Annotated in this window: 22 protein-coding genes; 9 read left to right on the top strand and 13 right to left on the bottom strand. The window is 62.4% G+C overall.

The genetic code is table 11. From position 1 onward, the window contains the following. Nucleotides 1-26 precede the first annotated feature (26 nt). The 4 genes from AC0Z42_RS27890 to AC0Z42_RS27875 are packed head-to-tail and all read right to left on the bottom strand — an operon-like array spanning nucleotide 27 to nucleotide 3,021. Entirely contained in the window at nucleotides 27-335 is a 309-nt protein-coding gene (locus AC0Z42_RS27890) for a hypothetical protein (RefSeq protein WP_485471317.1), read from the bottom strand. Then, on the bottom strand, nucleotides 332-1,120 hold the full coding sequence (locus AC0Z42_RS27885; RefSeq protein ID WP_485471316.1) for a hypothetical protein: 789 nt from the start codon (nucleotides 1,118-1,120) through the stop codon (nucleotides 332-334). The genes AC0Z42_RS27890 and AC0Z42_RS27885 overlap by 4 nt, the downstream gene beginning before the upstream one ends. A 53-nt stretch (nucleotides 1,121-1,173) precedes the next feature. Further along, nucleotides 1,174-1,524 carry a nucleotide pyrophosphohydrolase gene (locus AC0Z42_RS27880; protein ID WP_485471315.1) on the bottom strand — a complete coding sequence of 117 codons (351 nt, stop codon included), beginning with the start codon at nucleotides 1,522-1,524 and terminating at the stop codon, nucleotides 1,174-1,176. 33 nt (nucleotides 1,525-1,557) lie between these two features. Further along, nucleotides 1,558-3,021 (bottom strand): cytochrome P450, encoded by a 1,464-nt coding sequence (locus AC0Z42_RS27875; protein ID WP_485471314.1) that lies wholly within the window; start codon nucleotides 3,019-3,021, stop codon nucleotides 1,558-1,560. A gap of 113 nt (nucleotides 3,022-3,134) precedes the next feature. Here AC0Z42_RS27875 and AC0Z42_RS27870 point away from each other — a divergent pair, with 113 nt between their 5' ends. Then, nucleotides 3,135-3,992 carry an AraC family transcriptional regulator gene (locus AC0Z42_RS27870; protein ID WP_485471313.1) on the top strand — a complete coding sequence of 286 codons (858 nt, stop codon included), beginning with the start codon at nucleotides 3,135-3,137 and terminating at the stop codon, nucleotides 3,990-3,992. A gap of 76 nt (nucleotides 3,993-4,068) precedes the next feature. On the opposite strand, the gene ilvB is transcribed toward AC0Z42_RS27870, so the two are convergent. Next, a complete protein-coding gene (ilvB, locus tag AC0Z42_RS27865) occupies nucleotides 4,069-5,805 on the bottom strand; it encodes a biosynthetic-type acetolactate synthase large subunit (RefSeq protein ID WP_485471312.1) in 1,737 nt (578 codons plus the stop codon). Between the two features lie 98 nt (nucleotides 5,806-5,903). Between ilvB and AC0Z42_RS27860 the strand changes: the two genes are divergently transcribed. The 4 genes from AC0Z42_RS27860 (at nucleotide 5,904) to AC0Z42_RS27845 (ending at nucleotide 8,514) form a co-directional block, all read left to right on the top strand. Continuing rightward, on the top strand, nucleotides 5,904-6,365 hold the full coding sequence (locus AC0Z42_RS27860) for an Lrp/AsnC family transcriptional regulator (RefSeq protein WP_065310010.1): 462 nt from the start codon (nucleotides 5,904-5,906) through the stop codon (nucleotides 6,363-6,365). A 130-nt stretch (nucleotides 6,366-6,495) separates the two neighbouring features. After that, on the top strand, nucleotides 6,496-7,113 hold the full coding sequence (locus AC0Z42_RS27855) for an AIM24 family protein (RefSeq protein ID WP_308923715.1): 618 nt from the start codon (nucleotides 6,496-6,498) through the stop codon (nucleotides 7,111-7,113). An 18-nt stretch (nucleotides 7,114-7,131) separates the two neighbouring features. Beyond that, nucleotides 7,132-7,773 (top strand): AIM24 family protein, encoded by a 642-nt coding sequence (locus tag AC0Z42_RS27850; RefSeq protein ID WP_485471311.1) that lies wholly within the window; start codon nucleotides 7,132-7,134, stop codon nucleotides 7,771-7,773. A 3-nt stretch (nucleotides 7,774-7,776) separates the two neighbouring features. Then, on the top strand, nucleotides 7,777-8,514 hold the full coding sequence (locus tag AC0Z42_RS27845; protein WP_485471310.1) for an AIM24 family protein: 738 nt from the start codon (nucleotides 7,777-7,779) through the stop codon (nucleotides 8,512-8,514). Nucleotides 8,515-8,522: 8 nt separating this feature from the next. On the opposite strand, the gene AC0Z42_RS27840 is transcribed toward AC0Z42_RS27845, so the two are convergent. The 3 genes from AC0Z42_RS27840 to AC0Z42_RS27830 form a co-directional block, all read right to left on the bottom strand. Next, a complete protein-coding gene (locus AC0Z42_RS27840; RefSeq protein WP_485471309.1) occupies nucleotides 8,523-9,314 on the bottom strand; it encodes an enoyl-CoA hydratase in 792 nt (263 codons plus the stop codon). A 27-nt stretch (nucleotides 9,315-9,341) separates the two neighbouring features. Beyond that, the gene (locus AC0Z42_RS27835; protein WP_485471308.1) at nucleotides 9,342-10,097 is read right to left on the bottom strand and encodes a DNA-formamidopyrimidine glycosylase family protein; all 756 of its coding nucleotides are present in this window, start codon (nucleotides 10,095-10,097) and stop codon (nucleotides 9,342-9,344) included. Between the two features lie 89 nt (nucleotides 10,098-10,186). Next, nucleotides 10,187-10,807: a head GIN domain-containing protein gene (locus AC0Z42_RS27830; protein WP_485471307.1), complete on the bottom strand. Its 621-nt coding sequence runs from the start codon at nucleotides 10,805-10,807 to the stop codon at nucleotides 10,187-10,189. Between the two features lie 152 nt (nucleotides 10,808-10,959). Here AC0Z42_RS27830 and AC0Z42_RS27825 point away from each other — a divergent pair, with 152 nt between their 5' ends. Then, nucleotides 10,960-11,514, top strand: coding sequence for a flavin reductase family protein (locus AC0Z42_RS27825; protein ID WP_485471306.1), 555 nt, complete (start codon nucleotides 10,960-10,962; stop codon nucleotides 11,512-11,514). A 186-nt stretch (nucleotides 11,515-11,700) separates the two neighbouring features. On the opposite strand, the gene gdhA is transcribed toward AC0Z42_RS27825, so the two are convergent. From gdhA to trhP, 5 genes are all read right to left on the bottom strand, one after another. Further along, nucleotides 11,701-13,044: an NADP-specific glutamate dehydrogenase gene (gene gdhA, locus AC0Z42_RS27820; RefSeq protein WP_485471305.1), complete on the bottom strand. Its 1,344-nt coding sequence runs from the start codon at nucleotides 13,042-13,044 to the stop codon at nucleotides 11,701-11,703. Nucleotides 13,045-13,184: 140 nt separating this feature from the next. Continuing rightward, entirely contained in the window at nucleotides 13,185-13,571 is a 387-nt protein-coding gene (locus AC0Z42_RS27815; RefSeq protein ID WP_485471304.1) for a hypothetical protein, read from the bottom strand. After that, nucleotides 13,565-13,933: a hypothetical protein gene (locus tag AC0Z42_RS27810; protein ID WP_485471303.1), complete on the bottom strand. Its 369-nt coding sequence runs from the start codon at nucleotides 13,931-13,933 to the stop codon at nucleotides 13,565-13,567. Before AC0Z42_RS27810 ends, AC0Z42_RS27815 begins: the two co-directional genes overlap by 7 nt. A gap of 157 nt (nucleotides 13,934-14,090) precedes the next feature. Next, a complete protein-coding gene (locus AC0Z42_RS27805) occupies nucleotides 14,091-15,338 on the bottom strand; it encodes a DUF819 family protein (protein ID WP_485471302.1) in 1,248 nt (415 codons plus the stop codon). A gap of 95 nt (nucleotides 15,339-15,433) precedes the next feature. Next, nucleotides 15,434-16,789 (bottom strand): prephenate-dependent tRNA uridine(34) hydroxylase TrhP, encoded by a 1,356-nt coding sequence (gene trhP / locus AC0Z42_RS27800; RefSeq protein ID WP_485471301.1) that lies wholly within the window; start codon nucleotides 16,787-16,789, stop codon nucleotides 15,434-15,436. Between the two features lie 173 nt (nucleotides 16,790-16,962). Between trhP and AC0Z42_RS27795 the strand changes: the two genes are divergently transcribed. From AC0Z42_RS27795 to AC0Z42_RS27785, 3 genes are all read left to right on the top strand, one after another. After that, nucleotides 16,963-17,451: a sigma-70 family RNA polymerase sigma factor gene (locus AC0Z42_RS27795; RefSeq protein ID WP_485471300.1), complete on the top strand. Its 489-nt coding sequence runs from the start codon at nucleotides 16,963-16,965 to the stop codon at nucleotides 17,449-17,451. Then, complete coding sequence (locus AC0Z42_RS27790; RefSeq protein WP_485471299.1) at nucleotides 17,442-18,416, top strand: FecR domain-containing protein; 975 nt, start codon at nucleotides 17,442-17,444, stop codon at nucleotides 18,414-18,416. The genes AC0Z42_RS27795 and AC0Z42_RS27790 overlap by 10 nt, the downstream gene beginning before the upstream one ends. A gap of 77 nt (nucleotides 18,417-18,493) precedes the next feature. After that, entirely contained in the window at nucleotides 18,494-21,295 is a 2,802-nt protein-coding gene (locus AC0Z42_RS27785) for a hypothetical protein (protein ID WP_485471298.1), read from the top strand.

Genomic DNA, 21,295 nt, shown 5'->3' with positions numbered 1-21,295 from the left:
CCGGCTCTCTGCTGCGGGCCGAAAGCTTACTTCTTCACCTGATAAATCCCACCCCTGCGCACCTTCTTCACCACCCCATCCGCGCCAAACAGAATCACAAATTCCCCTCCTCCGTCCGAACCATCCGGATAGGTATACATCCACACCTCGTTGCCGCTATCGAAACGTATCGAAGTGCTCTCACCGAGCGCGGCGCGCACCTGTTCACGGGTGCTGCTGCCGACCTGCACCGTTTGCTCCAGCGTGGCTTGCGGCACGGATTTGCTCGCTTGCAGGGCGCGCGTGCCGGAGCAGGCGGCCAGTGACAGCAGCAGTGGAAACATCAGCCACTTCATGACGCCACCTCATCCATGTAATCGAACTCCAGCAGGGTATCGTCTGGCCAGCTCTTGTCCCATAGCGGCGCGTAGTAGCTGCGATCCAGCAACACCTGGCAGTCGCAGTAGGGCAGCGAAGCGGGGGTCTGTTCGCCACCCGCATACAGCATCTTGAAGGGCAGGGCCAGGCGGCGTTCGCCGTGCACCAGCGTCACGCCCAGCAAGGGGCGGTCGGTAAAGAACAGGTAATTGCCATCCGGTTCGGCGCAGACCTTGTCGGTACTGTACAGCATGCTCGACAGCCAGGAAATAATGGCCGGATCGTTCGAGATCAGGCCGGAATCCATGCCGGCCCGGCATTCCAGGCGCAAGTCGCCGAGGCGCCGCGTGCCAGGGGGCAAGCCCGGCGTGATGACTTGGGCGCGCCAGCTCATGGTGGTGGCCTTGCGGTTGGCGATCAGCACCGCGTCTTCGCGCAACGCCTGTGCATTGCGCACGGGGGCGAAACTATTATCCTCAGACAAGGGCAGCGGCACGCTGACGGTGTCGCCGGCGATGCGCAATTTCACGCCCTGCATGTCGACGCCAGGCTGGCGCGGCAGCAGGCGAAAACGCAGGCTGGCCTGCGGCGCCAGCGCACGGTCGCGCTCGAAGCGGTCCACGCCCTGCATCATCTTGCGATAGGACTTGTCGACCGGATCGCGCGTGGCGCCGACCTTGACTTGCTGCACGGCATCGGTCTGCGCCAAGGCTGGCGCACACGGCAACAGGGCCGCGAAAAGGAGAATGAATGGAATACGCATGACATGATGCTACGCCGATTCGCGCATCGGCCACGCACGGATGGGCGGCCTGGCTAGTATTCGGAATATTTGCGGGCGTCGCCGCGCACCTGCCCGGCCGGGTATTTCAACGCGTTCAGTTCCATCTTTTCCAGCACTGCCGCATGCAGGTCGACGCCGCTCTTGTCGGCCAGGCGCACCAGGTACATCAGCACGTCGGCCAGTTCATGGCGGATGCCGGTGCGTTTGGCGTCGTCCAGTTCCGTGTCCACGCCCGTCGGCAGCCACTGGTAATGTTCCACCAGTTCGGCCACTTCCACCGACAGCGCCATGGCCAGGTTTTTTGGCGTATGGAACTGGTCCCAGTCGCGCTCTTGCGCAAAGGCGGCCAAACGCAGGCGAATATCGATCAGGCTGTCGTTCATGATGGTGGCAAGCTTAAATAAAAGCCGATGGTATCACTGCGGCGGCGCCAGCCGCAGCGACAGGCCTACCGGCGACATCACAAAGCCCATCAGTTCCTGCGCCTCGCCGCCATCGGGCGTATCGACGCCGGCGATATCGAAACCGCCCAGCAGCATGGCCATGGCGATCTTGATTTCCAGCAGCGCCAGATAGCGGCCGGGGCAGGTACGCAGGCCGGAGCCAAACGGCATCGCGGCGCGCTTGTTGTTGAGCTCTTCCTGGCCCTCCTGCCCTTGCTTCAGCCAGCGCTCGGGCTTGAAGGCCTGCGCATCGGGAAAATGCGCGTCCGACAGCGTATCGTGGCGCAGCACGCACCACACTACGCTGCCGGCCGGCACGGCCACATCGCCCACCACCGTATCGCGCAGTGCTTCGAGCGGTAAAAACGGCGCCACCGGCTTCAGGCGCATCGCTTCGCTGGCGCAGGCGCCCAGGTAGTCCAGGCTATCCATCTGCTCGATCGTAAAGCCGGCCACATCGGGCGCCAACCGGCGCACTTCCTCGCGCGCCCGGGCCAGGGCAGAGGGATTGCAGTGCAGCAAATAAATCATCCAGGAAATCGTGTTGGCCGTGGTGTCTTCGCCGGCCAGCAGCATGGTCAGCACATTGCCGGCCACGGCGCGGTCGTCGACGCCGCTGTTCTTCTCGTCGGCGGCGGCAATCATTGCCTCCAGCAGATTGGGCGGACGCAGGCGGCGCGCCGGGTCCTGCTCCATGCGCGTACGCGCCTGGCGCACCAGGCTCGACACCTCCCGGTCCAGCGCCGCCACGTCGCGATCCAGGCGCTTGTCGGCCGGCAACTTGAAGTAGCGCCAGTAGGGCAGCATCGACAGGCTGCGCCGCGCCACGGCCGGCAAAATCGCATCCATATGGCGCTGGATCACGTCCTCGCCCGCTTCCAGCGTGTTGACCTCGGTGCCAAACGCCAGCCCCGCGATAATGTCGACCGTATAGCGCTTCAAATCGCCATCAAGCCCGATCGCCTGGCCTTGCGCGGCGGCGGCCTGCCAGCGCCGCTGCAGGCGCTGCGCCACCGTTACCAGTGCAGGAAAATAAGCCTTGATGGCGCCAGGCGCCATGCCGGCCATCACCATGCGGCGCTGGTTGCGCCACGCGCTGCCTTCGGCCAGGAACAGGCCCGGGATGCCGCCCATTTCCTCGGACACGATATAGCTCGACAGCGGGCGGCGAAAGCCGTCGGGGCGGTCGCGCAGGATGGCGGAAACGGCATCGCTGTCGGCCACCACCAGCACCAGCGTGCGGCCAAACCAGGCGCGTATGTAGGGGCCATAGTGGCGTACCCAGCCTTCCACGTCACGGTGAATGCGCGGCAACTTCAACTGCAGGCTGTTGCCGAAGAAGGGCAGGGCGAACGGCCCCGGCAAGTGGCGGATCTGGCGCAAGGTGTGCGGAACGGCGGGCGCGGCAGGTTGGGCGGCGAGGTCGAGTGGCGGCATGGCAAACTCCGGTGAACGGCGAACAATGGCATGACTGTAGCGCGCATGATGGCACACGTCTTGAACGTATACGACATCGTGCAGCGCTTCCAATTCTCGTTACAATCGCTGTCATGGCTATCGCATCCACCCCTGTTACGCGCTTGATTCCGCCGCGCCTGGCGCTCGCCTCCTGCGTGCGCGCCTTTCTGGTGCGCGACACCACCGGCTGCGCGCCGTTGCCGCCGGCGCAGCGCCTGAACCGTTTTCCGGCCGCGCCCATGTGCAGCATCGCCTGGACCGTGGCGGGCGAGCTGGAGGCGGCCGCGCCGGGGCTGGACCTGCTTGACGTGCGCATGCCGCCGGCCCTGTTTGGAGGCCCCCGTTCGTATCCGCTGGTCAGCTACAACCCCGGTCCCGTGCATTCCTTTATCGTGATGTTTTATCCGGCCGCGCTGCATGCGCTTACCGGCGTGGCCATGGCGCCGCTGCTGGATCAGTTCCGCCCGTTTGATGCGCTGTTCGATGCCGAATGGCAAACGCTGTCGCAGGCCGTGCTGGCCGCGCCCAGCGATGAAGCGCGCGTGGCGCTGGTGGAAGGTTTTCTCGCGCCGCGCTGGCAGCTGGCGCGCCAGCAGGACGACCATCCTGCCAGCGCCATTCACGACTGGGTGCGGCGCCTGGGCGTGCAGGCGGCGTCCAGCGGCCTGGCCAGTGGCGCGCGCAATATCGAGCGCCGCATCAAGACCTGGGCCGGCCAGCCCATGCGCACCCTGCACCGCATGCGCCGCGCCGAACAGCTGTTCCTCGACGAACGCGATGCCATGCTGCAAGGCAAGGTGTCCTGGTCCGACCTGGCCGCCCATGGTGGTTATGCCGACCAGGCGCATCTGTGCCGCGAGACGCGCCAGATTACGGGATTGAGCCCGACCGAACTGGCGCGCGCCAGCCGCGATGACGAAAGTTACTGGATCTACCGGATTTGGGCGTAGGTCGGGTTAGGCCGCAGGCCGTAACCCGACAACACCACGGACGCCAACAATGTTGTCGGGTTACGGTCCTTCGGACCTAACCCGACCTACGCTCGACATACATTTTTCCTTTTGCCAAAGTAATCTGATGATGCCCCGCACCCGGCGCCATCATGGGAAAGCAGTTTTCTTCGCCATGCACGCGCACATCGAGAAAGTACGGGCCGCTGGACGCCATGCACTCGGCCAGCGCCGCGTCGAGGTCTTCGCGTCGTTCGACCGTATTGGCCTGCCAGCCAAACGCGCGCGCCAGGGCAACAAAGTCGGGCAGCGCCTCCGTGTAGCTGTGGCTGTAGCGCCCGCCGTGGATCAGCTCCTGCCATTGCCGCACCATGCCCATGTAGCCATTGTTCGACAGCACCACTTTGACCGGCAGGCGGTGTTGCACGGCGGTGGCCAGCTCCTGGATATTCATCAGGATCGAGGCGTCGCCGCTGACGCAGACCACGCGTTTGCCAGGATGTGCGACCTGCGCGCCGATGGCGGCCGGCAAGCCATAGCCCATGGTGCCGGCGCCGCCGGAGGTCAGCCATCGCCCGGGCCGCTCGAAGCGCAAATGCTGGGCGGCCCACATCTGGTGCTGGCCGACATCGGTCGAGACGATGGCGTCCTGGCCGATCAGCGCCGCCTGCAGCCTTTGCATCAAGGCCTGTGGCGCGATTACCTCGGAAGTATCGTCGAACCCCAGCGATTGCTGCGCGCGCCAGTGTTCGATGCGCTGCCACCATGGCGCCAGGCCGGGCAGGGCGCGTCCGCGCAGTCGTTCCAGCAAGGCCGCCAGCACCGGCGCGCAGTCGCCGCGCAGGGCCACATCGGCGCGCACCACCTTGTTGATCGAGGCGGGGTCGATATCGACATGGATCACCTTTGCACCGGGGCAGAAACCATCAAGCTTGCCCGTGACCCGGTCATCGAAACGCGCGCCCACGCACACCACCAGGTCCGCATGGTGCATGGCCAGGTTCGCTTCCAAAGTGCCATGCATGCCCAGCATGCCGAGAAAGCGCGGACTCGACGCCGGATAGGCGCCCAGGCCCAGCAGGGTCAGGGTGCACGGCGCGCCGGCCAGGTCGACCAGCGCGCGGAAGCTGGCGCAGGCGGCCTCGCCGGAATTGATCAGGCCGCCACCGCCATAGAACACGGGCTGGCGCGCGCTGGCGATCAGCCGCATCGCCTCTTCAATATCGGCACTGTCGGGCAAGCGCGGCGTGGCTGCGGCGAGTGCAGGCAAAGTCGCGGCTGTGACTTGCGCCAGTTGCAAGTCCTTGGGGAAATCGATCAATACGGGCCCGGGCCGGCCCTGCGTTGCTTGCGCATAGGCTTCCTGCACCACCGCCGCCGTTTCGTCCACCGTGCGGATCTGCCGGTTCCATTTGGTGACCGGGCGAGAAATGCCGAGCGCATCGCATTCCTGGAAGGCGTTCGTGCCAATCGCCGTGGTCGCCACCTGGCCGCTGATGCAGAGTACTGGGATCGAGTCGCACAGGGCGTCGAGCAGGCCGGTGGTGGTATTGCTCATGCCGGGGCCGGACGTGACAAACACCACGCCGGGCCGGCCGGTGCTGCGCGCATAGCCTTCGGCCGCGTGCACGGCCGCCTGCTCGTGGCGCACCAGCACATGGCGCAGGCGCGGCTGTGCATGCAGCGCGTCGTACAGCGGCAGCACGGCGCCGCCCGGATAGCCAAAAACGGTATCGATGCCGAGCGCCAGCAGGGTGTCGAGCAGCACGCTGGCGCCATTGGCGGCGGGAAGAGTTGAGTGTTGTGTTTGCATGCCTTATTTTCTGCGGCCAGGCACAGAAAAGGCTGCTGATTTTCTCGATTAAAATAAGAAATAAAGCAAAATTTGCTGTCAAATACTGAAAGTGCGAAATGAAACTGGACAAATTCGACCTGGCCATCCTGGCCGCCCTGCAGCAGGACGCGCGCATCAGCCTGCAGGAACTGAGCAGCCAGGTGGGTCTGACGTCTTCACCCTGCTGGGCCCGCATCAAGCGCATGGAGGAAGACGGCGTGATCGAAGGCTATACGGTGCAGGTCAATGCCGCCAAGGTCGGCCTGGCCGACACGGTCATCGTGCAAGTCACGCTGGACGACCATTCCGACCAGGCGCTGTTCGAATTCGGCCATGCGCTGGCGCTGATCCCCGAAGTGCTGGAAGCGTTCCTGGTGTCGGGCGACTATGATTATTATCTGCGCATTGCGGTCAGCGACACGCGCGACTACGAGCGGCTGCTGCGCGAGCGGCTGTACAAGATTCCCGGCATCCGCCACAGCAAGTCGAGCTTTGTGCTGCGCCAGCTCAAGCATAGTCATCTGCCGCTGCAGCGCTGAGCCAGGGGCGGCAGCCGCGTACGATAGGAATAGCGCTTGCATGACGGCAAAGGCAACGGTATCTTGTTGATTCTTGTTAACTTGTTATTCAGCCATGGCGCCAGTGCGTGGCATTTCAGAGGAATCGCCAGTGACCAGTTTCCGCAACAATACCGACCGCCTGCTCGAAGTGCGCCTGCAGGACGAAAAAGTGCTGGCGATCGCCGGCGCCATGGTCGCCTACACGGGCAGCATCAAGTTTGAAAAATCCCTGCTCGGTGGCGAAGGCATCTTTGGCGCGCTCAAGCGCAAGGTGACGAACGAGGGCATGCAGCTGATGCAGGCGTCCGGCAACGGCACCGTGTTCTTCGCGCACAATGCGTTCGAGATCACGGTGCTGGCGCTGGCCGGCGAAAAGCTGACCATCGAAAGCAGCAGCCTGCTGGCCTACGACACCAGCCTCAAAACCGGCACCAGCTTTGCCGGCCTGCGCGGCGCCAGCTCGGGCCAGGGCCTGTTTTCCACCACGGTGGAAGGCAGCGGCAATATCGCCGTCATTTCGCAGGGCAACCTGATCATGCTGGAAGTGACGCCGTCGACCCCCTTGCGCGTAGACCCGGATGCCTTTGTCGGCTTCAAGGGCGATATCCGCCAGGAGTTCGTGTTCGACGTCAACTGGCGCACGATGATAGGGCAAAGCTCGGGCGAGTCCTACCAGCACAAATTCACCGGCCAGGGCGTGGTGTATATCCAGCCCGCCGAACGTTAAGCAGCCAGGAGCCACGCGATGCCGGTTTATCAGCAGATCAATGAAAAAATGCTTGAGGTCAAACTCAGCAACGAAGAAGTGTTCGCGCGCAAGGGCGCCATGGTGTCCTACCAGGGCGACGTGCAGTTCAGCCGCTCCTTCCTGGCGGGTCAGGGCGTGCAAAGCCTGGCCATGCGCGCCGTCACCAACGAAGGCTACGCCATGATGGCGGCCAAGGGCAGCGGCAGCGTGTATTACGCGCACGCTGGCCTGTTCGTCACCATTATTCCCGTGCGCGGCGAAACCTTGTACGTGGAAAGCGACACCCTGCTGGCGTTCGACGCGCGCCTGACGGCCGGCACCATGTTCTTGGGCAACCAGGGCGGCATCCAGGGCGTGGTGCGCGGCGCGGTGTCGGGCCAGGGCTTGTTTACCACCACCTTGCAGGGCACCGGCGAAGTGGCGATTCTGTCCGACGGCAACACCATCGGCCTGCCCGTCACGCACGACGTGCCGGTGTTTGTCGACCCGCAAGCCTATATCGGCCATACAGGGCAACTGAGTTCGAATATTGTGACCGACCTGAACTGGAAAACCTTTGTCGGCCAGGCCTCGGGCGAATCGTACCAGGTGAAATTCACGGGCCAGGGCACGGTCTATATCCAAGCGAGCGAAAGGTAAGCCATGACGATCTACAATCCCTCCACCTTGCCGAAAAACGACAACCTGAACCGCTTTTCCTACGTGATCGACGTCAAGGAACAGATCTTTATTCGCAAGGGCAAGATGATCGCCTTTTATGGCGAGCTGCGTTTCGAGGCCATGGGCAGCAGCGTGCTTGACCTGATCGTGCGCACCGCCTTCAACGCGCCCAAGTATGTGCATCATTTCGTGGTGGCGAACGGACAGGGCCAGTTGATACTGGGCGACAACGGCAACGACCTGGCCTGCTACGACCTCGACAACGCCAACATGACCATCCGCGCAAAAAACCTGCTGGGTTTCACCAAGGACGTGGTCTGCCAGGAATCGACCTTGCCCGGCTATCTGACCATGATCGGCACCGGCAAGGTGATCGCCTCGTCGAACGGCCCGGTGCATTTCCTGGAACTGCCGTGCCGGGTCGACGAACAGGCCGTGCTGGGCTGGGCCGATTGCCCCAGCCCGTCATACCATTACGATTATGCGCACGTGCAGGGCTGGGCCTCGGCGGCCGGCGCGCTGACCGGTTTTACCCTGTCGGGCGAAGAGAAGCAGATCGACTTCACGGGCGCCGGCACGGTGCTGGTGCAGTCGTCGGAACTGGACATGGAGGGCAGCTCGACCCTGTCGCACCTGCTGTCGCAACTGCCGATGCTGGGCCAGGACGACCTGAATAAACTCAGTGTCTCGGCGCAGCAGCAGATGAAGGAAAACCGCTAAGCTTCAGCTTACGCTCGCCAGTTCGGCGAGCGTTTTTCCAGGAAGGCGGCAACGCCTTCCTGCGCATCTTCCTCCATCATGTTTTTCGCCATCACCTCGCCCGCATAAACATAGGCCTCGGCCAGCGCCATCTGCCGCTGGCGGTAGAACATCGCCTTGCCATGGCGCACGGCGGCCGGGCTCTTGTCCATGATGCTTTGCGCCAATAGCGCCACCTGCTCGTCCAGCGCTTCGTCGGGCACGGCGGTATTGATCAGGCCCCAGTCGGCGGCCGTGATCGCATCGATAAAGCGGCCCGTGACCAGCATTTCGAAGGCGCGCTTGGTCGACACATTCCTCGACAGCGCCACCGACGGCGTGGCGCAGAACAGGCCCACGTTGATGCCGGATACGGCAAAGCGCGCCGACGCGCCCGCCACCGCCAGGTCGCAGCTGGCTACCAACTGGCAACCGGCGGCCGTGGCGATGCCATGCACGCGCGCAATCACCGGCACCGGCAATTCCTGTATTGACCGCATTACGCGCGAGCATTGCGCAAACAGCGTCTTGTAATAGTCGAGGCTGGGCGTGGCCTGCATTTCGCGCAGATCATGGCCGGCGCAAAACGCCTTGCCTTCGGCTGCCAGCACCACGCAGCGCACCTCGGGCTGGCCGGCGATGATGTCGAGCTCGGCGTGCAGCGCGGCCAGCATGGCTTCCGACAGGGCATTGAATTGCAGCGGCCGGTTCAGGCGCAGGGTCACCAGGCCGCCGGCGTTGTCGCGCAGCACCAGCGGCGCGGGGTTGTCTTGAGTGCTCATGCAGTCTCCCTTTTGTGTTTTTTTGTCTCACGATGATACATCGCCAGCACCATATTGTTTCTGGCAACGGTTGCAGAAAAAACTGCGCCGCTGCGTCTTGCCGAGCGTTGCCTTGTGCAACGGTATATGGCAGCGCGGACAGCTTGTTTTTGCATGCGCCAGCCAGTGCGCCTTCAAGGTGCCGGCTTTCTTCCACTCCAGGAAATCAAAACTGTATTGCCGCGCCTGTTCCACCAGCGCACGCAGCTTGGGCGCGGGCAGGGCGCCGATGGTGGACAGCGGGTGGACGCGGATGCGAAACAGCACTTCATTCTTGATAATATTGCCGACGCCGGCAAAGATGGTCTGATCCAGCAGCGCGTCGCACACCAGCATGGCCGGATGGGTGCGCAGCTTTTTGCGCGCCAGCGCCGCGTCCCAGGCGTCGTTCATGACATCGCCGCGCCAGTCGTATTCGGCATCGAGGTCGGCGCCAATTTCCTTGATGGAGCAGGCGTAGAAATTGAGCTCGTCGCCATCGTCAAAGCTCAGCTGCAAGCGCGGCACCGCATCCTTGCGCTCGTTGACGCGGTAACTGCCGAACAGCAGGAAGTGAATGCGCAAGGAACGGTCTGCCAGTTGCAGCAGGAAATGCTTGCCCCAGCTGGCCACCGCCAGCACGGGCTGGCCGTCCAGCTCGTCCATCGGCAGCGTCCTGCTGTTGCCACTGGCACGCGTGATGGTCTTGCCTTCAAATGGTTCTGCAAGCTCGCGCAGGATGACGATCGATGGTCCTTCGGGCATGGTCTGCTCCATGGTTGGGCCGGCGCGATGCCGGCGCTATCCATGGAAGTGTCCGTAAAAATTGCACATCGCGGCGCACGGCAGCCTGGCTATTTGGCCGCGCTGACGCTGCCGATGCCGGCCACCGATTTGTGCACGATCTTTGGCTTGCCGTAGTACACCAGTTCGCCCATGCCGCGCACCACGGCGTTCAGTTCGCCCGAGGAATACACTTTCACCGAACCGATGCCGTCGAAGTTGACGTCGACATTTTTTGCCAGCAAGGCACGGGTATCGACTTCGCCCACGCCCTGGGCTTTCAGGCGCAGCCAGTCGATCTTGCCGTCAGCCAGCAAACGTCCGGCACCCTGGTAGCTGATATCGACGCGGGGGCCATGCAGCTTGGTGAGAATCTTTTCGCCGGCACCCTCGGCGATCAACTTGCGCAACTGCGGCATGGTAACGATCACGCGCGGATCGCCGTCGGTCTTCTTGATGTTCTTGTCCTTCATGGAAATCTTCAGTTCGCCATTGACCACTTCCGTGATCACGCCGCCGAGGAATTTCTGGTCGCCGCGCAAAGTCAGGCTGTGCTCCTTGCCCGATTCCACCTCGATGCTGATCGGACCGCGGATATCGATGGCGTTGAAGGCTGTCACCGGTCGGGCCTGCTCGTCAGCATGGACCAGCGGGCTGGCAACGAGGGCGGCGAACAGGAGCAAGTGGCGCATGGCGGTTTCCTTGTAAGGTTGATCCGTCTATTCTAAGTTGCAATTTGAGCAAATGGGAAAATTTGCGATGCATGGCAAGAATACGGCCTGAGCTGCGCGCCCGCCAGTGTACGGTTGGGCTATGCTGGAGGCTGACGAGTCCTGGAGCTGCCATGAAAAATTATCATAAAGAAGATTACCCCGTCGACAATATCCGCCGCTTTCTCGAACCGGGGCCGGTAGTGCTGGTCAGCTCCACCTGGAAGGGCGAGAGCGATATCATGACCATGGGCTGGCACATGATGATGGAGTTCACGCCCTCGCTGCTGGGCTGCTTTATTTCCGACGCCAACCACAGCTACGAAATGATCAAGCGCAGCATGGAGTGCGTGATCAATTTGCCGACCGCCGACATGGTTGACCAGGTGGTGGCGATTGGCAACTGCAGCGGCGAAGACACCGACAAATTCACCACCTTCAGCATGACGGCGCAAAAAGCCGACAAGGTGGGCGCACCGTTGATCGCCGAATGCTACGCCAACTTCGAATGCAAACTGGCCCAGGTAGCGGGCAACCCCAAGGGCGGCTTCTTCATTTTCGAATGCGTGAAAGCGCATGTGGCCACCTCGCCGAAACTGCCCGAAACCCTGCATTACCGGGGCAATGGCGAGTTCATGGTGTCGGGCCGCACCATCAGCCGCAAAAGCCTGATGAAACCTGAAACGTAGGACACCTGACCAAACCTACTGCGCGTCGATATAGGCGGCCTGCGATGCTCACCGTACTAGAGTACGGTTGCGCTTCTTAGCCACCTCTCTCTTCCGCTCGCTACGGTTTTGTCAGGTGTCGTGAGGCCGCAGGTGATACCCCCCCCCAAAAAAAAAGACAAATTTCGGGCTTAATCACTGGCGGCGTTAAATCACGCCTTGTGCCAGCATCGCATCGGCCACTTTCACAAAGCCGGCAATATTGGCGCCATCGACATAGCTGACGGTGCCGTCGCTGCGCGTGCCGTAGCGCTTGCAGGCCGCATGGATGCCCTGCATGATCTGCAGCAGGCGCGCATCGACTTCTTCGCGCGGCCACGACAGACGCGCCGCGTTCTGGCTCATTTCCAGGCCGGATGTCGCCACGCCACCCGCATTGCTGGCCTTGCCCGGTGCATACAGCACTCCAGCAGCCTCGAACGCCTTGGCCGCTTCGATGGTGGTCGGCATGTTTGCGCCTTCGGCCACGCACTGCACGCCATTGGCGATCAGGGTGCGCGCGTCGTCCAGGGTCAGTTCGTTCTGCGTGGCGCAGGGCAGGGCGATATCGACCGGTACATGCCATGGCGACAAGCCGGCCTCGAAGCGCACGCCGGTGCGTTCGGCGTAATCGCTGACCCGGCCATACAGATGGTTCTTGATTTCCATCAGCGTCGCCAGCTTTTCGGTGGTAAAGCCGTCTTCATCGATGATGGTGCCGCTCGAATCGGATACCGTCACCACCTTGGCGCCCATGGCCAGCGCTTTTTCCACCGCATACTGCGCCACGTTGCCCGAACCGGAGACGCTCACGCGCTTGCCTTCGAACGAGGTGCCGCGGGTTTTCAGCATTTCCTGGGCAAAATACACGGTGCCGTAGCCAGTCGCTTCCGGGCGCATCAGCGAGCCGCCATAGCTGGCGCCCTTGCCGGTAAACACGCAGTCGGCGCGGTTGCTGAGCTTTTTCATCATGCCGGCCATATAGCCGATCTCGCGCCCGCCGACGCCGATATCGCCGGCCGGCACATCGGTGTCCGCGCCCACATGGCGGAACAGTTCACTGACAAACGCCTGGCAAAAGCGCATCACCTCGCCCGAGCTCTTGCCCTTGGGATCGAAGTCCGCGCCACCCTTGCCGCCACCCATCGGCAAGGTGGTCAGCGCATTCTTGAACGTCTGCTCGAAGGCAAGGAATTTCAGCACCGACAGATTGACGGAAGGGTGGAAGCGGATGCCGCCCTTGTACGGCCCGATGGCCATGCTGTGCTGGATGCGGTAGCCGCGGTTGACCTGCACCTGGCCATGGTCGTCAACCCATGACACGCGAAACATCACTACGCGTTCAGGCTCGATCAAGCGTTCCAGCAAGCCTTGTTCCGCGTATTTCGGATGCTGCTCCAGGAACGGCCACAAGCTTTCCATCACTTCGGTGACGGCTTGCAGAAACTCGGGTTGACCTGGATTGCGTGCGGCGACATGCTGGACATACTCGTGAGCAGATGCGTATTTCATCAGAATTCCATGGAGGTAAACGGTTATTTGGGCAACTATCTTCGCAGATTTCGCACGAAAATGGTGCGGAAATTTGGTTTTGAGAGGATTCTGCTACTTTTTGGGGTGTTTTTGAGGCGGCGTGGCGAGAGTAAAAGGGCTTACCGGGAGCACATCGCACCACCAATCGAACCGCCGATACTGAGTCCGGTCGATAAATCAAAACCGAATTCGCAGCGGTAGCCATCTTTGGCGTGATGGCGGCACAGCAGCATGTCGCGGTTGCGCAGGCGTATTTGTGGGTCAGGACAGCCATCGCGCAGATCGGGGCCGATGGCATCGAACATGTCTTTTGCGGCTGTGCTCGTCAAACGAAAGGCGACCTTTATATCGCCGGCACCGGGAGGCACGGCGTCATCGAGATAAGCGCCATAAATGGCGTAGGAAGCTGAAAAATCCCTTTGGACATATTTCCAGATCGCACGAGCTTGGTGTGTCAGCAACAGGCATAGCACAGCGGCAAAAAGCAGGCTGGCGCGTTTCAGCATATGGAGCCACCGATGCTGTGCCCGCTCAGCAGATCGAAACCGAAGTCGCAATGATGGCCATCGCGTGGGTGATAAGAGCAGCTCACGTGCGCCCGTTGGCGCAAACGGTTTTCATCTTCCACACCGCAGGTATTGCGCAAGTCCGGACCCATTGCATCGAACAGTTGCTTTGCGGCCTTGCCGTCGATCCGGAAAGCAATCTGCTTGTCCTTGCTGGTGGGCGGTAGCAGGTCGCCCAGACCGCCGCCGTAGATCACATAGTGTCCTTGGACTGGCTGGTAAGAAAACCGCCACTTTTGCGCGGATTGCGCCAGGCCGACGCCGAAAACAAGGGCGAGAGCCAGGAAGAAGAGCGATTTCATGTCACCGTCTCCGCTGTTCGCTGTCTGGTGGGGAAAAGCCAGGTGCGCGTAGAGGCCAGCGCGTTTGATGATTGTTGCTGGTTTGTAAGGTCAAAACATTGCGCAGGATCACAGGCAGCCACGAGGGCTGCCTGCGGACTGCGCCAGACGCAAACTCTTACCCCGCCATTCCGCGCAGGATCAGCCCCGTGATATAGGCGCCATAGGTGCCCAGCGCGTAGCCGAGTACGGCCAGCAGTACGCCCACCGGCGCCAGCGCCGGATGGAAGGCGCTGGCGATCACGGGCGCAGAGGCGGCGCCGCCAATATTGGCTTGCGAGCCGACGGCCATGAAGAACAGCGGGGCGCGGATCAGCTTGGCGACCAGCAGCATCAGGCCGCCATGGACGGCGATCCAGATCAGGCCGAGCAGGAACAAAAACGGCTTGTCGAACAGGGCTTTCAAGTCCATGTGCATGCCGATGGTGGCCACCAGCACGTACAGCATGGCCGAACCGATGGTCGAGGCACCGGCGCCTTCCAGGCTGCGCGCCCTGGTAAAGCTCAGCAGCAGGCCGAAGGTGGTGGCGAACACGACGATCCAGAAGAAGTTCGAGGTCAGGCTGTAATCCTGCAAGCGCCATTCGGCCGGCAAGGTGTTGATCCAGGCGATGGTGGGGCCGGCCAGGAAGTGCGACAGGCCCGTCACGCCCAGGCCCACGCCGAGGATGATCATGACGTCGGTCAGGGTGGCGATGCGGGCATGCTGGGCACGGTAGCTTTCGATGCTGTCCTTGAGCGCGTTGATGGCGGACAGGTCGGCGCCGGTCCAGCGGTCGAAGGCGCCGGCGCGCCCGGCCAGGAACAGCAGCACGGCCGTCCAGACATTGGCCACCAGCACGTCGACGGCGACGAACTGGCCGAACAGGGTGGCGTCGACTTCGAATACTTCCTTCATTGCCGCCTGGTTGGCGCCGCCGCCTATCCACGAGCCGGCCACGGTGGTCATGCCGCGCCAGGTGTCGCCGGCCACCGTTTCCGGGTGGATCAGGCGCATGGCTTCGAACGACACCAGCGCCCCCAGCATCACGCCGAGGGTGCCGGTCAGGAACATGATGATGGCCTTGGGGCCGAGGCGGATGATGCCGCCGAAATCGATGGCCACACACAGCAGTACCAGCGCGCTGGGCAGCAGGTAGTCGCGCGCCACGGCGTACAGGCCAGAGGCGTTGCCGTCGATAATGCCGAAGGTGTTGAGCAGCGCCGGAATCAGGTAGCACATCAGCAGCGACGGGATATAGGTATAGAATTTTTTCCAGAAACCGGAGGTGCGCGAGGCGGACCAGAAAACGGCCCCCAGGGTCATGGCGAGCAGGCCGAGGACAACGGCGTCATTGGTGATCAGGGCAGGGGTGGCAGGTGGCATCGGGGATTCCGGTGAACGTGTCAGGGACGGCCGGGATGCTGATAGCGGCCCCGGGCGTGGCGTGGCCGTATCCTATAACAATGTTGCTGCTGCGGTTACAAATACCGCGCCAGCAAGGCCCGGTCCAGTGATCCATCAAGTTCGATGCGCACGAAGTGTCCGCTGCCCGGCGCCACCTGAATATCCTCGCCCGCATCGTTCAGCATGCGCGTGATGGCGATATCGCGGTTGCCGCTCGGATGCATCACTTCGATGCGGTCACCGACGGCAAAGCGGTTTTTCACATCGACCCTGGCCCAGCCGTTTTCCACATTCAACACATCGCCCACGTACTGGCTGCGGTCCGCCTCGGACGCGCCGCGCATGTAGTTCTGGTGGGTTTGCGTGTGGTGGCGCTGGTAGAAGCCGTCGGTATAGCCGCGGTTGGCCAGGCCCTGCAGCTGCCCCAGCAGGCTGATGTCGAACGGGCGGCCCGCCACCGCGTCGTCGATCGCCTGGCGATATACCTGCGCCGTGCGCGCCGCGTAGTACAGCGACTTGGTGCGTCCTTCCACTTTCAGCGAGTGCACGCCGATTTTCACCAGCCGCTCGATATGCTCGACCGCGCGCAGGTCCTTCGAGTTCATGATGTAGGTGCCGTGCTCGTCTTCCAGGATCGGCATCAGCTGGCCCGGGCGCTGCGCTTCCTCGATCAAATAGGGCTGGTCGGCCAGCGGGTGGCGCGGCTGCTGGTGCAGGGCCGAGAAGGAATTGGCCTGTTCCAATGCCTGCTCGAATTTCAGCGGTATCACCTGCATCGCGCCAAGATCGCCGCTGGCGTCCTCGCTGGCGTTTTTCACCTTGTAGTCCCAGCGGCAGGAATTGGTGCAAGTGCCCTGGTTCGGGTCGCGGTGGTTGAAGTAGCCCGACAGCAGGCAACGGCCCGAATAGGCGATGCACAGCGCGCCGTGGACGAACACTTCCAGTTCCATCTCCGGGCAGCGCTGGCGGATTTCCTCGATCTCGTCGAGCGACAGTTCGCGAGACAAAATCACGCGCGTCAGGCCCATGCGGTGCCAGAACTTCACGTCGGCCCAGTTGACGGCATTTGCCTGCACCGACAGATGGACGGGCACGTCCGGCCACTTGTCGCGCACCATCATGATCAGGCCAGGGTCGGCCATGATCAGCGCGTCGGGACGCATGGCGATCACCGGCTCCATGTCGCGCAGATAGGTTTTCAGCTTGGCGTTGTGGGCGAAGATATTGCTGGCGACAAAGAACTGCTTGCCACGCGCATGCGCGCCTTCTATTCCTTCCTGCAGCGCCTGCAAGGTGGAAAAATCGTTATTGCGCACGCGCAGGCTGTAGCGCGGCTGGCCCGCATAGACGGCGTCGGCGCCATAGTCAAAGGCGGCGTGCATCTTGGCCAGCGAACCGGCAGGCAGGAGTAATTCGGGAGCGTGGCGCATGGCGGAATCGGCAAAGCCGGCGATTGTAGGCCGGTGGCGGCGCAAACGCATTGCCCTGGGTCAAAGAATTGCGGTCCCATTCGTGGCCTGGAAGTGACAAATGGTAAAGGAAGGCTTGTGACAACCTCGTTTTTAAATGATAATAGTTCTCATTTAATGATGGAGGGTGTCGGGTGGAGGTCAGTCATGAGAGTCTGTATCGTGAGCACCGCGGCTGGCTCAATGGCTGGCTGCGGGCGCGGCTCGGGCATTGTTCGCACCGTGCCGCCGACTTCGTGCAGGATACGTTTGTACGCATCTTGCAGTCCGGCACCCGCGCCGCCGACATCACGCGACCGAAATCCTACCTGGCCACCATCGCCCGAGGCCTGATGATCGACCATTTCCGGCGCAGCGACCTGGAGCAGGCTTACCTGGCCGAACTGGCGCTGATGCCCGAAGCGCTGCAGCCTTCGCCCGAAGAGCGCGCCATCTTGCTGGAAACCTTGCTGACGATCGACCAGATGCTGGCCGGGCTGGGGCCGAAAGTGCGCCAGGCTTTCTTGCTGGCGCAGATCGATGGCCTTGACTATGCAACCATCGCGCAGGAGCTGGACGTGTCCGTCAGCAGTGTCAAACAATATATGCGTAAGGCTGTCTTGCAATGTCTGAAATGTCTATAAGCACGGCGGTAAGCGCCGCAGACGTCGACGACCTGCACCTGGAAGCGGCTGCGGAATGGTTTGTTTCGCTGGCGGAGGAGGGCGGCGCCGAAGCGCTGCGCCGCTGGCAGCTGTGGCATGACGCGGCGCCGGCGCACCAGCAGGCATGGGCAAAAGTCGAGCGGCTGCAAAGCCTGCTGGCCGGCGCGCCACTGCAGGCGGCCCATGTTTTGCGCGCGCCTGTGCGCCAAGCGCAGAAACCCGAACGCAGATCACGGCGCCAGCTGATGGCCTGTATCGGCGTGGCCTTTACCGTCGGCATGGGCTGGGCCTTGCTGCCGGCCGCGCCCGAGCGCGCGCCTATCCGCTGGCTGGCCAGCGCGCGCGGCGAGCGCCGCCTGGTGAGTTTGCCTGACGGTAGCCGCGCCTGGCTCGGTTCGAACACGCGCGTGGGCCTGGCCTATGATGCGCACCGCCGCGATATCTACCTGGCGCAGGGCGTGCTGCAGCTGACCACCGGCAGCGATGCGCAGCAACGTCCCTTGCGCATCATTTCGCGCGATGGCGTGGTGCGTCCGCTCGGCACGCGTCTGACCATCAGCCAGTTTGGCGCGCATACCGTGCTGACGGTGCAGCAGCATGCAGCCCGGGTGCAAACGCCGCAAGGGCCGGTGGTGACGGTGCAAGCGGGCCAGCGCGTGCGCTTTGCCAGTACCGGCTGTGGCCGGCTGCAGCAGTCGCCGGTTGCCGACGATGCCTGGACCAGGGGTTTATTGATGGCGCTCGATACGCCCTTGCCCGAATTTGCCGCCCAGTTTGCCCTGTATTCGGGGCAGGCGGTCGAGGTGGCGCCGGCCCTGGCTGGCCGCCGCGTTTCCGGTACTTACCAGATCGATGCGCCGGAACGTTCGCTCGACACGCTGGCCGAGGTGCTGGCGATCCGTGCCGAACGCAGCGCGGCGGGCTGGCGATTGCGGCCACGCTAAACTATTTTTTACCATCGGCTGTCCTTTTTCGATTGTGCTTCGGCCTACAGATAAGCCCATTATTTGTAGACGAAAAAATGACTCTTGTTGCCGCTCGCGCTGTTCCTGCCTTACCCCTTGTTCCTGCCCGGCGCCGCAAGCTGCGCCCGCTACTGGCCGCCTTGCTCAGTGCCGGCGTGATCCTGCCAGGCGTTGCTGCCGAGCCGCTGGCCGATGTGCTGAACCGCTTTGCTGCCGAGTCCGGCGTCATCCTGGTGTTTGACGCGGCCTTGCTGCAAGGCCTGCAATCGCAGGGATTGCAAGGCAAACATGATGTGCCGTCGGGCTTCCGGGCACTGCTGGCCGGTTCGAAATTTGAAGTCGTGATGGGCGCCTCGGGCGGCTATATCCTGCGCGCCCGTCCGGCTGCAGCCGCTGTGCGCGACGAGCGTTCGGCGGCCGAAAAGCGGCCGGCGCATACGCTGTCGGGAATTACCGTCGAAGCAAAAACGCTGCCCACGGTCGAGCGCTTGGACCGCGAAATGATCCGCAACATGCCATCCATTAACGGCGACATGACCAGCCAGCTGAAGCTCAACCCGAATATCCAGTACAGCGAAGCGTCGCTGGCGTCGGCCACCGGCGGTGAAATCGCGCCGGCCGAGATCAGCATCCACGGCGCCAAGCCGTACCAGAACGAGATCCTGGTCGATGGCATCTCGATTGCCAACGATCTCGATCCGGGCAACAAGGTCACCACCACCAGCGTCGACCAGATCCCGGGCGGCGCACAGGCGCTGGCGATCGACAGCAGCATCCTGTGCGAAATCGATGTCAAGGATTCCAATGTCTCGGCCGAGTACGGCCGTTTTACGGGCGGCGTGGTCAGCGCCACCGTCTGTTCGGCGCGCAAGAAGTTCGGCGGCAATATGTCGGTGGGCTACAGCTCTTCGAGCTGGAGCAAGCTGTTTATCGATCCGGCGCGGCAGGAAGAATTTGAAGATTCAAGCAATGCCGACCTGCAGCCGCATTTCAAGAAATGGACCTATAAAACCACGGTCGAGGCACGGCCCAGCGACAGCTGGGGCGTGCTGATGAATGTGGTGCGCAGGAAGTCCGAGATTCCGCTCAAGCGCTTCAGTACCGACAATGCGAACACCACCGCCAGCCGCGAAGTCACGCAGACCCGCCAGCAAGATACCTTGCTGCTCAAGGCCGACTACTCGCCACCAGATAGCCGCCACAAGGGCGAAGTGACGATGGTCTATGCGCCTTCGTCGAATACCTATTTCATGGAAAACTACCGCGACAGCAATTACACCATCGATGCCGGTGGCCTGAACCTGAGCGGCAAGTGGGAATCGCGCTACGACCTGGCCAAGGTCACGCACCAGCTGTCGTATTCCAGGAACGAGCAGTCGCGCCGCAGCGACGTCGATTATTACCGCGCCTGGCGCTGGTCGGCCGACAAGAACTGGGGCGACCCTGCCGGTACCAATCCGACCAGTGGCGAGGGTGCACGCGGCGATATCGACCAGGAAATCCAGACCATGCAGTACAAATTGCGCGCTGCGTTCGCACCGTTCAATCTGGGCCAGACCCGGCATCGGGCAACCGCGGGCGCCGAACTGCGCCACCAGGAAGCCGATTACGAGCGCCTGAAAGACCATTTTTACTATCTGACGCCAGCCAATCTGCCGACCACCGGCGCCGCCTCGCGCTGCACCTTGCCCGATGGCACGGGCGATACGCAAGCGTGCTCGGCCACTAAAACCCTGCGCTATAACGCAGGCCAGTATTTTGGCCGTCTGATGCTGTATCACGCAGGCCAGTTTGATGTCAAAAGCAATTCCTTGGCAGCGTATGCGGAAGACGAAGCCACGTGGCGCAACCTGAGCCTGAGGGTCGGCGTACGCGGCGACAGGGACAGCCTGGCCGGCGGCACCAACTTCGCGCCACGCCTGAAACTGGGCTGGCAGGTCAACGAAGCTTTGTCCCTCGATGTGGGCGCCAACCGCTACTACGGCCGCAATCTGTTTGCCTATGCCTTGCAGGAAAAAGCCAATACCCTCTTGAGCACGCAAACGCGCACCAGCAACCTGGTGTGGGGCGCGGCCACCACCAGCAAACCCCTGAACCGGCTGGAAGACATGAAGTCGCCCTATGACGATGAGCTGACCGCCGGCCTCACGTATGAATCGGACCTGCTGGCCGGCCCCTTGAGCCTGCGTTTCACGCACCGTGACGGCAAGGACCAGGTGGTGCGTTTGTTGCGCACGAGCCAGGCCGATTGCAACGGCAGCAGCTGCTATATTTTCAGCAATGACGGCGGCAGCGTGACCAAGGACATCACTGTCAGCTGGTCCAATGCGCGCGCCTTCAAGATCGGCGACACGGCCAACCGCCTGTGGGTGGCCTTCAATAAAAGCGATATCAAATCCAATTACGCGACCTACGCCGAGAACTACAGCAGCGCCATGCTGCGCGACGACCTGATCCGCTACGACGGCAAGGTGATCCGGTATGGGGATCGGCCGGCGGACAACTACAACCGCCCGTGGACCTTGCGCATCGGCGCCATGACCACCTGGCCTGCGCATAGCCTGACCGTCAGCAATATTTTGCGCCTGCGTGGTGGTTACCAGCAGATTTTGCGCAACGGCAGTTTTGTCTACGAAGGCGCGACACTGGAAAACTACGAGAAGACCCGCCTGCCACAGGCGAACGCCATCGATACCGTGGTGAACTGGAATCCACGCGTGGTTGGCAACCAGCGCCTCGACGTGAAACTGACGATTGAAAACATTAGCAACGAGAAGAACAAGATGACGGTCAGCGATACCTATGCCACCTACGAACGGGGCCGTACCTTCGCGCTGGAGATCGGCTATGGATTCTAA

The organism is Janthinobacterium sp. 1L-D-8-B-C4, assembly GCF_057291295.1.
Note: the sequence above shows the minus strand (reverse complement) of the source record. Positions and strands in the feature narration are given on the sequence as shown.

Bases quoted from the DNA above. Each gene is read 5' to 3' on its own strand.
- AC0Z42_RS27790 (WP_485471299.1), top strand. From the start codon at position 17,442: ATGTCTATAAGCACGGCGGTAAGCGCCGCAGACGTCGACGACCTGCAC.
- AC0Z42_RS27805 (WP_485471302.1), bottom strand. From the start codon at position 15,338: ATGCCACCTGCCACCCCTGCCCTGATCACCAATGACGCCGTTGTCCTC.
- AC0Z42_RS27860 (WP_065310010.1), top strand. From the start codon at position 5,904: ATGAAACTGGACAAATTCGACCTGGCCATCCTGGCCGCCCTGCAGCAG.
- AC0Z42_RS27845 (WP_485471310.1), top strand. From the start codon at position 7,777: ATGACGATCTACAATCCCTCCACCTTGCCGAAAAACGACAACCTGAAC.
- AC0Z42_RS27870 (WP_485471313.1), top strand. From the start codon at position 3,135: ATGGCTATCGCATCCACCCCTGTTACGCGCTTGATTCCGCCGCGCCTG.
- ilvB (WP_485471312.1), bottom strand. From the start codon at position 5,805: ATGCAAACACAACACTCAACTCTTCCCGCCGCCAATGGCGCCAGCGTG.
- AC0Z42_RS27840 (WP_485471309.1), bottom strand. From the start codon at position 9,314: ATGAGCACTCAAGACAACCCCGCGCCGCTGGTGCTGCGCGACAACGCC.
- gdhA (WP_485471305.1), bottom strand. From the start codon at position 13,044: ATGAAATACGCATCTGCTCACGAGTATGTCCAGCATGTCGCCGCACGC.
- AC0Z42_RS27785 (WP_485471298.1), top strand. From the start codon at position 18,494: ATGACTCTTGTTGCCGCTCGCGCTGTTCCTGCCTTACCCCTTGTTCCT.
- AC0Z42_RS27810 (WP_485471303.1), bottom strand. From the start codon at position 13,933: ATGAAATCGCTCTTCTTCCTGGCTCTCGCCCTTGTTTTCGGCGTCGGC.
- AC0Z42_RS27835 (WP_485471308.1), bottom strand. From the start codon at position 10,097: ATGCCCGAAGGACCATCGATCGTCATCCTGCGCGAGCTTGCAGAACCA.
- AC0Z42_RS27875 (WP_485471314.1), bottom strand. From the start codon at position 3,021: ATGCCGCCACTCGACCTCGCCGCCCAACCTGCCGCGCCCGCCGTTCCG.
- AC0Z42_RS27850 (WP_485471311.1), top strand. From the start codon at position 7,132: ATGCCGGTTTATCAGCAGATCAATGAAAAAATGCTTGAGGTCAAACTC.
- AC0Z42_RS27890 (WP_485471317.1), bottom strand. From the start codon at position 335: ATGAAGTGGCTGATGTTTCCACTGCTGCTGTCACTGGCCGCCTGCTCC.
- AC0Z42_RS27880 (WP_485471315.1), bottom strand. From the start codon at position 1,524: ATGAACGACAGCCTGATCGATATTCGCCTGCGTTTGGCCGCCTTTGCG.
- AC0Z42_RS27815 (WP_485471304.1), bottom strand. From the start codon at position 13,571: ATGCTGAAACGCGCCAGCCTGCTTTTTGCCGCTGTGCTATGCCTGTTG.
- trhP (WP_485471301.1), bottom strand. From the start codon at position 16,789: ATGCGCCACGCTCCCGAATTACTCCTGCCTGCCGGTTCGCTGGCCAAG.
- AC0Z42_RS27885 (WP_485471316.1), bottom strand. From the start codon at position 1,120: ATGCGTATTCCATTCATTCTCCTTTTCGCGGCCCTGTTGCCGTGTGCG.
- AC0Z42_RS27830 (WP_485471307.1), bottom strand. From the start codon at position 10,807: ATGCGCCACTTGCTCCTGTTCGCCGCCCTCGTTGCCAGCCCGCTGGTC.
- AC0Z42_RS27825 (WP_485471306.1), top strand. From the start codon at position 10,960: ATGAAAAATTATCATAAAGAAGATTACCCCGTCGACAATATCCGCCGC.